This is a genomic window from Verrucomicrobiia bacterium (genome assembly GCA_035495615.1).
In the GTDB taxonomy this organism is placed as follows: Bacteria; Omnitrophota; Omnitrophia; order Omnitrophales; family Aquincolibacteriaceae; genus DATJFP01.
The window spans coordinates 1-13,223 of record DATJFP010000101.1; the positions used below are offsets into that span (position 1 = coordinate 1).

General features: G+C 58.4%; 18 protein-coding genes. 16 read left to right on the forward strand and 2 right to left on the reverse strand.

Annotated elements, in window-relative coordinates; translation table 11 throughout:
* From VL688_12945 to msrB, 13 genes are all read left to right on the forward strand, one after another.
* Positions 1-369: hypothetical protein (locus VL688_12945; GenBank protein HTL48961.1), on the forward strand; the 369-nt coding region annotated here is incomplete at its 5' end.
* Entirely contained in the window at positions 366-695 is a 330-nt protein-coding gene (locus tag VL688_12950; protein HTL48962.1) for a hypothetical protein, read from the forward strand. The genes VL688_12945 and VL688_12950, both read left to right, overlap by 4 nt.
* A 15-nt stretch (positions 696-710) precedes the next feature.
* A complete protein-coding gene (locus VL688_12955) occupies positions 711-1,919 on the forward strand; it encodes a hypothetical protein (protein HTL48963.1) in 1,209 nt (402 codons plus the stop codon).
* A 353-nt stretch (positions 1,920-2,272) separates the two neighbouring features.
* Positions 2,273-2,734 carry a hypothetical protein gene (locus tag VL688_12960; GenBank protein ID HTL48964.1) on the forward strand — a complete coding sequence of 154 codons (462 nt, stop codon included), beginning with the start codon at positions 2,273-2,275 and terminating at the stop codon, positions 2,732-2,734.
* Positions 2,731-2,934 (forward strand): YtxH domain-containing protein, encoded by a 204-nt coding sequence (locus VL688_12965; GenBank protein ID HTL48965.1) that lies wholly within the window; start codon positions 2,731-2,733, stop codon positions 2,932-2,934. Before VL688_12960 ends, VL688_12965 begins: the two co-directional genes overlap by 4 nt.
* Positions 2,935-3,042: 108 nt before the next feature.
* Positions 3,043-3,684 carry a hypothetical protein gene (locus tag VL688_12970; GenBank protein ID HTL48966.1) on the forward strand — a complete coding sequence of 214 codons (642 nt, stop codon included), beginning with the start codon at positions 3,043-3,045 and terminating at the stop codon, positions 3,682-3,684.
* A 209-nt stretch (positions 3,685-3,893) separates the two neighbouring features.
* Positions 3,894-4,676 carry a PRC-barrel domain-containing protein gene (locus tag VL688_12975; protein HTL48967.1) on the forward strand — a complete coding sequence of 261 codons (783 nt, stop codon included), beginning with the start codon at positions 3,894-3,896 and terminating at the stop codon, positions 4,674-4,676.
* Between the two features lie 183 nt (positions 4,677-4,859).
* A complete protein-coding gene (locus VL688_12980; protein HTL48968.1) occupies positions 4,860-5,528 on the forward strand; it encodes a response regulator transcription factor in 669 nt (222 codons plus the stop codon).
* Positions 5,529-5,532: 4 nt separating this feature from the next.
* Entirely contained in the window at positions 5,533-7,026 is a 1,494-nt protein-coding gene (locus tag VL688_12985; protein ID HTL48969.1) for an ATP-binding protein, read from the forward strand.
* Between the two features lie 109 nt (positions 7,027-7,135).
* Positions 7,136-7,492, forward strand: a complete 357-nt coding sequence (locus tag VL688_12990; GenBank protein ID HTL48970.1) for a response regulator — start codon at positions 7,136-7,138, stop codon at positions 7,490-7,492.
* Positions 7,493-7,533: 41 nt separating this feature from the next.
* On the forward strand, positions 7,534-7,758 hold the full coding sequence (locus VL688_12995; protein HTL48971.1) for a hypothetical protein: 225 nt from the start codon (positions 7,534-7,536) through the stop codon (positions 7,756-7,758).
* A gap of 51 nt (positions 7,759-7,809) precedes the next feature.
* Positions 7,810-8,178 (forward strand): hypothetical protein, encoded by a 369-nt coding sequence (locus VL688_13000; protein ID HTL48972.1) that lies wholly within the window; start codon positions 7,810-7,812, stop codon positions 8,176-8,178.
* Positions 8,179-8,358: 180 nt separating this feature from the next.
* Positions 8,359-8,946, forward strand: coding sequence for a peptide-methionine (R)-S-oxide reductase MsrB (gene msrB, locus VL688_13005; protein HTL48973.1), 588 nt, complete (start codon positions 8,359-8,361; stop codon positions 8,944-8,946).
* Here the strand turns inward: msrB and VL688_13010 are convergent.
* Positions 8,943-9,806, reverse strand: coding sequence for a hypothetical protein (locus VL688_13010; GenBank protein ID HTL48974.1), 864 nt, complete (start codon positions 9,804-9,806; stop codon positions 8,943-8,945). The two genes, msrB and VL688_13010, sit on opposite strands and share 4 nt — an antisense overlap.
* 9 nt (positions 9,807-9,815) lie before the next feature.
* On the opposite strand from VL688_13010, the gene VL688_13015 reads away from it, so the two are divergent.
* Positions 9,816-10,019 carry a hypothetical protein gene (locus VL688_13015; protein ID HTL48975.1) on the forward strand — a complete coding sequence of 68 codons (204 nt, stop codon included), beginning with the start codon at positions 9,816-9,818 and terminating at the stop codon, positions 10,017-10,019.
* Here VL688_13015 and VL688_13020 read toward each other — a convergent pair.
* Positions 9,986-10,324: a hypothetical protein gene (locus tag VL688_13020; GenBank protein HTL48976.1), complete on the reverse strand. Its 339-nt coding sequence runs from the start codon at positions 10,322-10,324 to the stop codon at positions 9,986-9,988. The two genes, VL688_13015 and VL688_13020, sit on opposite strands and share 34 nt — an antisense overlap.
* Positions 10,325-10,481: 157 nt before the next feature.
* Between VL688_13020 and VL688_13025 the strand changes: the two genes are divergently transcribed.
* Entirely contained in the window at positions 10,482-11,948 is a 1,467-nt protein-coding gene (locus tag VL688_13025; GenBank protein HTL48977.1) for an ATPase domain-containing protein, read from the forward strand.
* Complete coding sequence (locus VL688_13030; GenBank protein ID HTL48978.1) at positions 11,909-13,129, forward strand: ATP-binding protein; 1,221 nt, start codon at positions 11,909-11,911, stop codon at positions 13,127-13,129. Before VL688_13025 ends, VL688_13030 begins: the two co-directional genes overlap by 40 nt.
* Positions 13,130-13,223 lie beyond the last annotated feature (94 nt).

A 13,223-nucleotide genomic window follows, 5' to 3' on the forward strand; every position in this document is an offset into this window, starting at 1 on the left:
GGCGGACCGTACAACGGCCAGATTTATCCCGGCATGCAGATCGGCGGCCCGCTCAAGGCGGACGCTTCCGGCAACAGCAACACGGGCGTCTTCATCAATGGAAGGCAAATCCATGCCCTGGAGTATACCCAGCTGATGCAGCGTTTCGGCGCCGTCGTTCCCGGCCGGTACTGGCTCAACGCGCAGGGCATGGGCGGTTTGGAAGGCGGTCCCGCGACTTTTAATCTCATGGCGGCGGCCGGAGCAGGGCAGGGCGGCGCGCCCGGCTACAACGTCAATGCCGCGGGCGGCAGCCTCGGCAGCGACGGCAACTGCAGTTACTTCATGACCCCGAACGGCGACAGCGTGATGAGCGGCAACTGCGGATGAAAAAGATTCTCGCGGGGATTTTCGTTCTGGTTTTGCTCTCGCCCCTGACGGCGCGGAGCGCGGAGGAAACGGCGGCGCAGGCTCCGGCGCCCGAGACGCTGGCGGCCGTCAACAATACCTGCGCGGAACCCGGCTATTACTGCAAAGCGCTCGAAGGCACGTTCATCGCGAATTGCCAGAAAGGCGAGCCGCCTCCGGCCTTTCTTCCCGTTTCCGGCCCTCTCGATCCCAAGAACTGCGCCCAGGTCATTCAGTACTGTGATCTTACGGGCCGCTCCAAGGCCGGCCGTACTTCTTCAGGATACAAAGCGTATTGCGGGGAATAACTTTTTTTTGAGGACTTGACCACTCGCGTGCACATTTTTTTTGTCGTCCGCCAAACTCTTCCCGCAGTCGGCCCGCGCAGCATCCAGCTCGCGCATTGGATGCGGTACTTGTCGTCCGCGAACAAGCTCCACGTCATCTCGCAAAGCGAACTCTACGGGCCGGGCAAAAGTCCCGTCATCCGGCGCTCCGGCGCGGTCAAGAAAGTGCGCCGGCTGGGCGGCAACATCCTCCGTTATCTCGCGCCTGTTTCCTTCCGCGATTCCCAGATCAAGCCGCGTCTTCTCGACGGGTTTTTCAAAAGCTTCGAAGCCGCGGGAAGGCCGCGGGATGCCGTGCTGGTCACCGTCTCGAAATACGACGTGAACCATCAGGCGGGATTGGAAATCAAAAAAAGAACCGGGCTTCCCTGGGCGGCTTTCTTCAGCGATCCCTGGACCCTGAGTTCTTATTATCCGTTGACCCGCCTGGACGTTCCGTACCAGGCTGCCGCGGAAAGGCAAGTCCTCGAAAACGCCGACCTTCTCCTTTTCCCCAACGAAGAATTGCGGGATTCCTTTCTCGGGCTTTACCCGAAACCGCCGGAGAAGACGGCCATCGTCCCTCCGGCCTTTGATCCGGCCCATTATCCCCGGCAATCCGCGCGCGCGCCCCGGCCGGGCGAAATCCTCATCCGCCACGTGGGAAATTTTTACGCCCGGCGTCAGCCCTTCTTTCTGTTTAAGACCTTTCAGCAATTCAAGACGGCTTTCCCGGAAAAAGCAAAGGCATTCCGTTTCGATCTTGTCGGCTCTCTCGAGCCCGTTTCCGAAGATCCCGACTGGGGCGAGTGGAGGAATCATTTCCACCTTTCTCCGCGTGTTTCGTATGAGGAAGCCCTGCGGCTCATGAAAGAAGCCGACGTGCTTCTTTCCATCGATGCCGCGACGCCGGAAAATACGTACCGTCCGTCCAAACTCATCGAGTACGTCGGCGCCCGGCGGCCGATCTGGGTCATCACGCCGCCCAACAGTCCCGCCGAGCGCTTCGCGCAAAAAATTCCCGGCTGCGTCGCCAGCCTCGCCGACGACCGCGAAAGCATCCTGGCCGGCCTTCACAAGCTGCACGACCTCTACGCCCAAACCGTCCCCACCGGCTGGACCCCGCCCGCCGAAATCTACAACAGCTTCCACGCCCAGCCCATCGCGCGCCATCTCGAATCCCTGCTTCAAACCGTCGTGCAATAAGGTGCGCGAGGCCTGGGCATCCATCACTTTTGCCTAGGCACCCAATTCATTTTTAGTTATATTATTTCCGCTGCCTTGCAACCAACCGCAGTCAAAGGAACTTGATGATCGCGTTCTCCCAACGATCCAAGTTTAGTCCATCCGTCATTGTGAAAATCAGACACAGGTTAAATTGGAGTTTGCTTCTTCTTGCCGCGTCGATGGCCTTCGGGGGAATTGCTTGGGCCGCGGCGTGCGAGGCGGATGTTGGGGAGTGGGCGCAGTTTGATCAGGCGCCGTCGGCTTATGAAATTTCGGGGATGCGGGAGCTGCATTTCGCGGGGGCGAAGGTTTTTTCGGGGCCGCATGGGATTGTGAATACCGAAGCGGATCCGGAGACGCTGAGCGGGGAGTTTTCGGCGCAGGCGGAGTGGAAAGACCGGACGCTGGAGATCAAGATCTTCAAAGAAAAGAAGCCGGCGGGCTCCGTGCTTCTGGAATTGCCGGGGGAGTGGAGTTTTTTTCAGGCCGAGGCGGGCGCGCTGCATGCCAAGCAGGGCGCGCCGCGGATGTACAAGGAAATCCGGCTGGAAGGGAAGCTGCAGGCCGCGGGCGCTTTGGCGCTGAAAAATATTTTGAATCCCGGCTTCCGACTCATCTTTCAAGGGGTGGGAGGGCGCTGTTTCGAGCCGGGGGATTTCAACCGCTGGATTCTGCAGGTGAACGGCCTGGACCCGGAAAACCCTTCGTTGAAGCAGCGGATGACTTACTATAGTATGCGCGGGAGTTTTTCCCCAGGAACCACGGTTTCCAAAAAGCGGAGCAAGGCATCATGAAAAAATTGATCTGGATTGTGATCGGCATCGCGATCGGCGCGGCGGCCATGTATTTCTATGACAAGAATAAGCCGACCGAAACCGAGAAGGCGGTGACTGAAGTTCAGCACGAGGCGGAGCAGACGCAGGGGCGCGTGAGCAAATTCGTGGATAATGCGGCCAATAAGCTCGATAAGGCGATGAACAAGGAACTCAATTAGAACGTGTTGTCCCGCTTTCTCTTTTCCTTCCTTTTTCTGGGGTTAATCTCGATTCTTCCGGGCACTGCCTTCGCGGGGAATCCCGCTGCGAAAGCGCAGGACAGCGGCATGAAGGCTTCGTTTTCCGACGCTCAGGGCCAGGAAGTCCAGCCGGATGCGATCGAATACCGTACCGGAGCGGAAGACGCGCACGCTTCCCGCATGGCCGCCGCCAAACAGAAAGATTCCGCCGCCAAGCCTGGCGAGCCAGCTTCTTTTTCCGAGGTGAACGGATTGGACTATGATCCGGACGCTGCTCCCGCGGCATCCGCAGCGGAATCGAAAGCGCCGGCTCCTGCCGCGAAAGCAGACGGCGCGCCGGTCGTGATGCTGAAGCCGGAAGAAGACGGCGGCGCGAAAGCTTCCTTTTCCGATGTCCCGGGCGAAGAGATGCAGGAAGACATGGTGGACTACCGCACGGGACCCGAAGACGCCGCGTCCGCGCGGGCGGAGGAAACCCGCGCTTTGAAATCCGTGATGGGCGCTGGCGCTCCGGGCGAAAGCTCGTTCTCGGAAGTCGAAGGCGTGGAAATGGAAGCCGGAGCGGGGAATCCCGAACCCGGAAAAAAAGGAACCAAGCGCAAAGGCGACGACACTTTCGGGGACGAGATCGGCATGCGTCCCACCCGGTATCCGGGGCTTGGCCGCGACATGATGGGCGAAGAAGAGGAAGACGGCTCCGAAGCCCGAGACGACGAAGGTCCCCGCTAGATTCTTTCGCTTTTTTATCCGCACGTTCATCTCTCCCGTAATCCTCTGGAAGTGCCATTTATAGGGAATTCCCTGAAACGCCGCTTCCATTTCCCCTGAAAGTGATTCTTTCCTCGCCCCGATGGCAGGTTTTGGCGGATTGCCTAAGATGGGGCCAGTTTTCACCAAGACTTTCCAACTCGCGTAACAGAGCGGCAAAGGAGCGGAACATGATTCGTGACTTGAAAGGGTTACTGGGTTCACGCGTTTTCGCGGTGGATGGGGAAGTGGGCAAGGTGGAAGATTTTTATTTCGACGCGGAGAAATGGACGCTCCGCTATTTCGTGGTGCAGACCGGAGACTGGCTGCTGGGCCGGCGCGTGCTGGTATCGGCGGCGGCGTTTTCCAAGCCGCGTCCGCGCACCGGGATTGTTTCCGTCAATTTCACGAAAGAGACGATTGCCAACAGTCCCGAAGTGGGCTGTGCGCCGCTTGCGCGCTGGCAGGAAAAAGAACTGCACGACTATTACGGGTGGGACCCTTATTGGGAAGAAGCGGAAATGGACATCATCCCGCCCCTCGGAAATGAATTCAACGCGGCTTTGGGCGCGATCTCGCCGTTCCTGCACGAAGACGGCCGCGATGAGATCGCCGCGCTTCACAGCATCCGGAACCTGCGGGGCGCCCGCATCGAAGCGCTGGACGGGCCGATCGGCCACCTCGACACCTTCATGGTGGACGATCACGGCTGGGTGATCCGTTACGCGGCCATCGACACGCATGCCTGGCTGCAGGGCAAGAAAGTAGTCCTTGCCTGCCAGTGGATCACGGATGTGCAAAGCGGCGGAGGCACGGGCAAGGTCCTCGTCCATCTTACGAGAGAGAAAATCGAGCAGGGCCCCGAATACCGCGTGGACATCGACCTCGACCGCGCTTACGAAGAACAGCTCTGCGCCCATTATGACCAGGAACGCTACTGGGTTCCGGAATGGGACGAACAGCGCGTCGCTTAAAACCTTTTTGATTCCCACCAAACCGGGCCGGTTCGCCGGCCCGGCCCACCCTTTCCTTTTGATGCGGAAATCCTCGCGGGATCTGGATTTCCGGCTTTCTTCCGCGGCCTTTTTCCGCCGTTTCCACTCTGTTTCCTTTTCCCCGGCAAGTTGGTGTAGAATTCCTTTTTTTAAAGGGAGATCATGCGCATTCTGCTTGTGGAAGACGAAAAGAAACTGGCGAGCTTTATCCAGCGGGGGCTGGAAGAAGAGCATTATGCCGTGGACCTGGCCGAAGACGGGGAAAAGGCGCTGGCCATGGCGCAAATCAATCCCTACGACCTCATCATCCTGGACCTCATGCTGCCGGGCGTGGACGGGCTCAGCATTTGCCGGGAACTGCGCACGAGAAAGATCGAGCTTCCGGTCCTGATGCTGACCTCGCGTTCGGCGGTCAAAGACCGCGTGCTGGGCCTGAATTCCGGGGCCGACGATTATCTGGCCAAGCCTTTTGCTTTCGAAGAGCTGCTGGCGCGCATCGGCGCTCTTCTCCGGCGTCCCCGGCTTGACAAGTCGGCTAAACTGAAAATCGCGGACCTCGAACTGGACCAGGTGACGCATGAGGTCCTGCGCGGCGGCAGGAAGATCGAGCTGACGAGCAAGGAATACAGCCTGCTCGAGTACCTGATGCTCCATCCGAATGCCGTGGTGACGCGGACCATGATTTCCGAGCACGTGTGGAACGAGAGTTTCGACACGTTCACGAACGTGATCGACGTTTACATCAATTACCTGCGCGCGAAGATCGACAAGGATTCCAAAAAACCCCTCATCCATACGATCCGCGGGTCCGGCTACGTCCTGAAAGGGTGAGCCTTTGGTCAAATTCAATTCGATCCGGTTCAAGATCGGCGCCTTGTACGTCATCATCCTCGGGCTCATCCTCACGCTCTTCAGCATCACGCTTTATTCTTCCGCCCGTTACCTTCTCTACCGCAACCTGGACGGCGAGCTCCGCGAAAAAGCCCAGGAGCTGATCACGGTCATCAACATTTACGCGGAAAGCGCCCTCGACCATGACGCTTTCGTGCAGGCGTCGCGGAAAGTCATCCATTTCAGGACCGGTGTTTCGGCGCCGCAGTCCACGGTCACGCTGGAAAAGCGCCTGTTCGAAGTCGTGGACCGGTACAACCTCGGCGACGATTTCATCTGCCTCATCGACCAGTACGGCAGCGTCATTGCCGCGTCCCGCCCCAAGCAGCGTCCGGTCGAGAACCTGGAGCCCCTTCTCAAAAGCTGGAACGAGAGATTCATGCAGGCAAGGCGGGAAGTCATCCAGTATCAGACGATCGCCGGCTTCCGGTCCATCCTCGTCCCGGTGCGGACGCGCTTCGGCACGAATTTCAGCCTGCTCATCAGCACACCCATGGTTTCGATCGACCGCCTGCTGGACGAGTGGTCGCTTTTCGTGGGGCTGGCCACTCTGATTTTCACGGTCGTCTCGATTTTTCTCGGAAACATCTTTGCCTCCCAGATCCTGAATCCCGTCAAAAGCGTGACCGACATCGCGAACAAAATCACGCACGAGGACCTGGAGGCGCGCGTCGAGCAAAGCGTCGCCGACGACGAGATGGTCGCGCTTGTCGGCGCCTTCAACCAAATGATCACGCGGCTCGAAAAATCGTTCAAGGCGATTTCCGAATTCAGCTCGCACGTGGCGCATGAGCTGAAGACGCCGCTCGCGGTGATGCGCGGGGAGGCGGAGGTCGCGCTGCGCAAAGAGCGGGGCGCGGAAGATTACAAAAAAGTGCTCATGAACAATCTCAGAGAGATGCTGCGCATGATCCGCGTGATCGACGACATGCTGCTCCTGACGACGCTTGATTACGATCCGCAGTCGCTGCGGTTCCAGCGGATGGAGCTGGGGGAATTCATGAGGGAGCTGGCCGACAGCGCCCGCATCCTGGCCGAGCCGAAGGCCATCCGCGTCAGCCTGGCGGCGCCGGAAATTCCGCTGTGGGTTTCCGCGGACGCGACGCATCTCCGCAGGCTTTTCCTGAACCTGATTGAAAATGCCGTGAAATTCAGCCGCAGCAACGAAAAGGTCGAGCTGCGCGTGCGTGTCCGCGAACCGTTTGTCGAGATCGACGTCACCGATTCCGGCCCGGGCATTCCCGAAGGCGACGTGCCCCGCATTTTCGACAAGTTTTTCCACCGGGAAAGGACCGTGAATCCCGAAGCGCCCGGCCACGGGCTGGGCCTCAGCATCGCCCTTTCCATCGCCCGGGCGCATCAGGGGGACATCCGCGTCCAGAGCCGGGTGCATCAGGGCAGCACGTTCACCGTCGTCCTTCCTCTCCTGCGCCCGTAACCCTTCTCCGCCTTCCGGAACATTAGAAACTTCTAATCTTCAACTAATCTTCCTCTCATCCGCGTTTTCGTATCCTTTCATCAGAAGACGGAACGGAAGGAGGAACGCGATGAAGAACATCCTGATCATTGATGACGACCCCAACATCAGGCGCGTTTACTCGGACCTGCTGGTTTCGGAAGGGTTCGGGGTAAGCGCGGCGAAAAGCGCGGAAGAAGCGACCGAGCTGCTCCTGCGCGAGGAGGCCGATCTCGTCCTCCTGGACATCAACATGCCCGACATCAACGGCATCATCATGCGGGATGTGCTGCATGTCTACAACGACAAGCTGAAGGTCATCATCGCGAGCGTTTATCCCGTCAACCAGCAGCAGCGCTGGATCGCAAGGGCGGATGATTATTTCGACAAGTCGCAGGGCGCCGAAGTCCTGCTGGACAAAGTCCGGAAAGTTTTGGAGGCCGCATGAAGGCCGTGGTTTTTAAAAAAAATAACCCTAAGGAGAATACCGTGAAACGAATTCTGTTAGCCCTGACTTTCGTGATGTTTGCCGCGATGACCGCTTATGCGGCGGAAAAGCCTCAGCCTTCGCCGTCGCCGTCCGAAGCGCCTAAGCCCAAGCATCATCACAGCGCGCAGCCGCATCATCATACGCCGCCGCCGCAGCAGCATCACAAGCATCCGAAGCATCAGCCGTCTCCGGAGGCCAGCCCTTCTCCGGCGCCGAAGCAGTAAGAATTAAAAATTTTAAGGTTTCATAGCGTCAGATCCCACAAGGAGGGAAACATGAAATACGCAACGGTAGCAGTAGCCATGCTGGTTTTAGCTTTTACGGCGCCCGCCTGGGCGGAGACTTCCGCAGCCGCGGGGGGACATCCGGTCAAGGCTTCGCTGGACAGCTATTTCACGGCGGCGAGCGATAACTTCCAAACAAACAAGGTGCTTGCCGTGAAAGACATCCGCGCCGCGTCCACCATCCTGAAGATGGATGCCACAAAGGCGACGGGAACGAGCAAAGACGAAGTCAACACCTCGATCCAGGCGCTCGACAAGCTTCAGGCGGATGTTCAAAAGGGCGCGGTTACCGACAAACAGCAGCTCGAGCAGGTCTTCGCGAAGGCCCGCGAAGCGCACCAGCACGTCAGTAAGAGTTAACGCTGGGCGAAGCCATCTGCTTTGCTGCAAAGGGGGCAGTCCGGGGGGGCTGCCCCCTTATTTTTTTTGTTTGCCTTGAACCCCGCGCCGGCCGAAAGTAAAATTGAAACGGCCGCGATGCCGGTGAATAAACCGGCCTTTTCTCCGTCCTACCCAGGACGGAAAGCGGGGAGGAGAGCGATGCAAAAGAAACAGATCCTGTTGCTGGGCTTGATCTTACTTGCCATGGCCGCATCGAGCTGGGCGGCGGGCAAAAAGCCTTCGGCCCCGGAAACCGCCCCAGCCAGTGAGCCTGCCGTGAAGGTCCAGAAAAGCGACGAACAGTGGCGCAAAGAACTGACTCCGGAGCAGTACCGCGTCATGCGGGAAAAGGGGACGGAGCTGGCTTTCACCGGAGAGTACGTCCACAATCACGAGAACGGCGTCTATCAATGCGCGGCCTGCGGCGCCAAGCTGTTTGATTCCAAAGCGAAATTTGATTCCGGTTCGGGCTGGCCGAGTTTCGACAAAGCGGCCGGGGCTCAGAGCGTGGCATACCGCGTCGACACAAGCGACGGCATGAAGCGCACCGAGATTTATTGCCCCGTCTGCGGCGCCCATCTCGGCCACGTTTTCGACGACGGTCCGACTTCCACCGGAAAACGCTACTGCGTCAATTCCGCCTCCCTGAAATTTTGTCCGATCAAAAAGGCCGAAGAAGAAGCCGCGGCCGCAGCGGCGGCCAAAGCGGCCGAACCCGCCGCTCCTCCCGCCGCGGAAGCCCACTAAACATTTCCCGAAGCGGCGTCATGATACAGCAGAAGCCTGCCGCCTTCCGGATCGCAGACCCAGACATGGCCCTCCGAATCGCTCGCCGAGCAGTGGGCATGCGCCGCGGTTTTGATTTCGCGGATCAGCTTTAGCGTCCCGTCTTTCGAAACTTCCACGATGCCCAGCGTGGCGCTTTTTCCTCCGGGCAAATAGAGATGCTTGAGGACGGGGTTGTAGCTGATGACATCCGGCCCCGCGCCCGCGCTCACGCTTCCGAGCAGCTTTCCGTTTTGATTCAGATCGAGCACGGTGGCTTTGCCTTCGGCGCAGCCCGTCATTAAAAATCCCCAGGCTTCGTCAAGAGCCAAACAGCGCGAGGCGCGGCAGCCGTTCGTCCACTCGCCCGAAATTTCGCGGGCATGAACATCGATCGCGGCCGTTTTTCCTTTCCAGAGATTGGTGAAGGCGCGATCGCGTTCGGCGCTGTAGAGCAGGCCCTCCGGACCGCCGGGCACGGAAATAAAACCGGAATGGACGGGCGCGGCCGCTGGGCCGGGAGAAAGGCTGAAAATTTCGATCTGGTCTTCCCCGGGCTCGGTGACCCAGATTTCATGCGTGGAGGAGATGAAGCGGACGTAATCCGGATTGGCGGCGAGGGCGGCGGAAGAGACGATTTTTTTCAGCGAAGGATCGATGACGTGCAGAAGCCGGGTGGTGCGGTCCGTGACGAAAAGGAGCGAGCCGCCTTCCGCCGCCGACGTGATGCCTTGTCCGTGCCCGCCGGTGTAAGCGTCCCGCGAGCTGAAGCCGCCGATCGAAGCGGCTTCCTGCGACGCGGGATCGACGAGATAAAGGCTGCCGGCGCGGCCGCCCGGCACCAGGAGTTTTTGGAGCTGCGCCGCAAAAACAAGATCGTCGAATCCGATGCCGCCTTGAATTCCGGGAAGCGTGACCGCTTCGGTATCGGAAGCGGGGGGCGCGGTTTCTTCCGCGGGACAGGCCTTCCCGCGGACCGCCAGAAGCAGCGCGAAAAAAAAGATAAGCCGGAACCGAAAGATCAGGATTCCTCCTGGGATTCTTTGGCGGCATAGGCTTTGAGAGCCTCGGCAAGCTGCGTGTTCGATCCCTGCAGGGCCGCGGCGGCATCATTGAGAAGCGCGACGTTCTGGTCCGCTTCTTCGTCTTCTTCTTCCTCGCCCCGTTCGTTCGCCTCGGCGTTCGCGAATTCTTTCAACCGGCCGCTCAATTCCGGGTTCGTCGACTGCAGCGCGGCGGCGCCGTCCTTGAGCGTCTGAATTTCCTGTGCGGTATGGTCGTGCGCATAAGAAACAGCCGGCCATCCGAAAAAGACAAGCATCAAAAAGAAAATGACCGTCATTCCCGTGATGCCTTTCATGATCACCTCCTGGGTTAACGTTATTTTAAAGGCTTTGGACGTCAAAATCCAAATTCTTAATTGTAAGCGAATCCCCGACAGCAAAGAGGGAAATCTCCTGAATTATTCCCCGGGCATCATTTTGATAAAATTCAACATTTCCACCTAAGGAGAAACCATGACCGAAAGCAGAGTTAAGACCGGAATCGAAGGGTTGGACTATGTTCTCAGAGGCGGCCTTCCGGAAAACCATATTTATTTGCTGCAGGGTGAGCCGGGCGTAGGAAAGACGACGCTGGCCATCAATTTTTTGATGGAAGGCGTGCGGAACGGCGAAAGCGTTTATTACATCACCCTTTCCGAAACGAAAAAAGAGCTCGAGATCATCGGTAAGACGCACGGCTGGGATCTGAACTCTTTTTCCATTCTGGAACTTTCCGTGATCGAAGAGCAGCTAAAGCTCGAAGCCCAGAACACTGTCTTCCATCCCGCGGAAATCGAACTGAACCAGCTTTCCCAAATCCTCATGGCCGAAATAGGAAAAGTGCGGCCCACGCGCATCGTCTTCGATTCACTTTCGGAAGTGCGTCACTTGGCTCAAAGCCCGCTGCGTTACCGCAGGCAGATGCTCGCGCTCAAACATTATTTTCTCCAAAGCAACGCCACGGTGCTCATGCTGGATGAGCCGCACGGCCCTTCTTCGGACCTGCAGGTGGACACACTGGTGCACGGCATCATCAACCTCGAAATGTGGGCGCCCGCTTATGGCGCCGTCCGCCGCAGGCTCCGGATCAATAAGCTGCGGGGCTTGAGATACAGCGAAGGCTACCATGATTATGTGATCAAAACCGGCGGCATCCAGCTCTATCCAAGACTTGTTGCGGTAGATTCGGAAAAAACTTATGAGCACGGCCAGGTGGAAAGCGGCATCAAGGCCATGGACACCCTCGTGGGCGGCGGCCTCGACCGCGGGACGAGCAATCTTTTCATGGGGCCCGCGGGATCGGGCAAATCCACGCTGGCCTCGCAATACGTTTACGAAGCGGCGAGGCGCGGTGAAAAGTCCCTTGTCTACCTTTTCGAAGAGACCCTGCAAAATTTTCTGGCCAGGACCTCGTCCATCGGCATGGATTTCAGGAAGTACATCGACAAGGGCATCATCAATCTCACGCACGTCGACCCCGCGGAGCTGACGCCGGGAGAGCTTTCCTCCCAGATCTGGCAGGCCTCGGAAAAAGAAGGCATCCGCCTTCTCGTGGTCGACAGCGTAAACGGCTACCTCAATGCCATGCCCGACGAGAAATACCTCGCGGTGCAGCTCCATGAATCCCTGACATTCCTCAGCCAGCGGGGCATCACGAGCATTCTGGTGATGGCCCAGCACGGCGTCATGGAAAGCATGAGCTCGCCGGCCGATATCACATATCTCGCGGATGCGGTGATCATGCTGCGTTATTTTGAATTCCAGGGCCAGATTAAAAAAGCCATTTCCGTCATCAAGAAAAGGACGGGCGCGCATGAAAATACGATCCGTGAATACCTGATCGGCGCGGAAGGCCTAAGGCTCGGAGAACCTTTGAACGAATTTCAGGGAGTTTTGACCGGATGTCCAACATTTGTCGGCAGTCAGAAATCGATGATGTAAACAGCGGGCCGGAAGTTTCTCCGGCGGAGAAAGAAGAGCTGGCCGTATTGCTCCTCGCTCCTACCGGAGGCGATGCCCTCATTACCTCCGAGCTCCTGCAGAGGCACGGTTTTTTTCCGGAGATATGCCCGGATCTTCACTCGCTTTGCGCGCGGCTGAAGCGCCCGGCGGGTGTCCTCATCGTGGCGGAAGAAGGCGTCGCCTCGCCGCATTTGCCGCTTCTGCAGAAGAAACTCGAGGAGCAGGAGGCTTGGTCGGACATCCCGATGATCCTTCTCGGCGGCGCGGGTTCGAACGAGCAGACCAGCGCCGAAGCTTACCGGTATTTCGGCGGCGCCAACATTAACTTTCTCGAGCGTCCGCTGCGCCTGATTACGCTGGTCAGCACGCTGCGCGCCGCGATCCGCGCGCGCATGAAGCAATACCAGGTCCGCGATCTCATCCTGCAGCAGAAACAATACGTCGAGAACCTGACGCGTACGAACCAGGAGCTGGACCGCAAAAACAGGGAGCTGGAACAGTTCGCCTATGTTGCGTCCCACGACCTTCAGGAGCCCCTGCGCACCGTCGTCACCTTCTGCCAGATGATCGAGACGCGTCTCAAAGGCGAAAGTGACGCGCGGAACCTGCTGCGCTATTTGAGCGAAGCCGCGCTTCGCGCCAAGCAGCTGGTCAGCGATCTGCTTTCTTATTCGCGTGTCGGCGCCGTCGAAAGAAAACTCGATTGGGTGGACATGAATGTGGCCGCGAGCCAGGCCGCGGTGAACCTGAAGGCGCTTCTCGACGAGTCGAAAGCGGTCGTGACGCAGGACAACCTGCCGCGCCTTCTCGGGGACCCGATGCACATGACGCAGCTTTTCCAGAACCTGATCGGCAATGCGATCAAATTCAAGAGAGAAACGCCGCCCCGGGTCCATCTGTCGTGCGCGATGAAAAAAGCACAGGGCCGGGAAGAATGGCTGTTTTCCGTCCGCGACAACGGCACGGGCATCGACCCCCAGTATTGGGAAAAAATTTTCGTCATCTTCCAGCGGTTGAACACGCATCAGCAGGGTACCGGCATCGGACTTGCGATCTGCAGGAAAATCGTGGAATTTTACAACGGCCGCATCTGGGTGGATTCCAAGCCCGGAGAGGGCAGCACTTTTTACTTTTCGATGCCGAAGGATGAATGGCCATGAGGGTTCTTATCGTGGAAGACAACGAAGCCGAACGCGTGATCATGAACGAAGCGTTCGCGAACTTTGACCATGCCTGCGAAATTTCGTACGCATC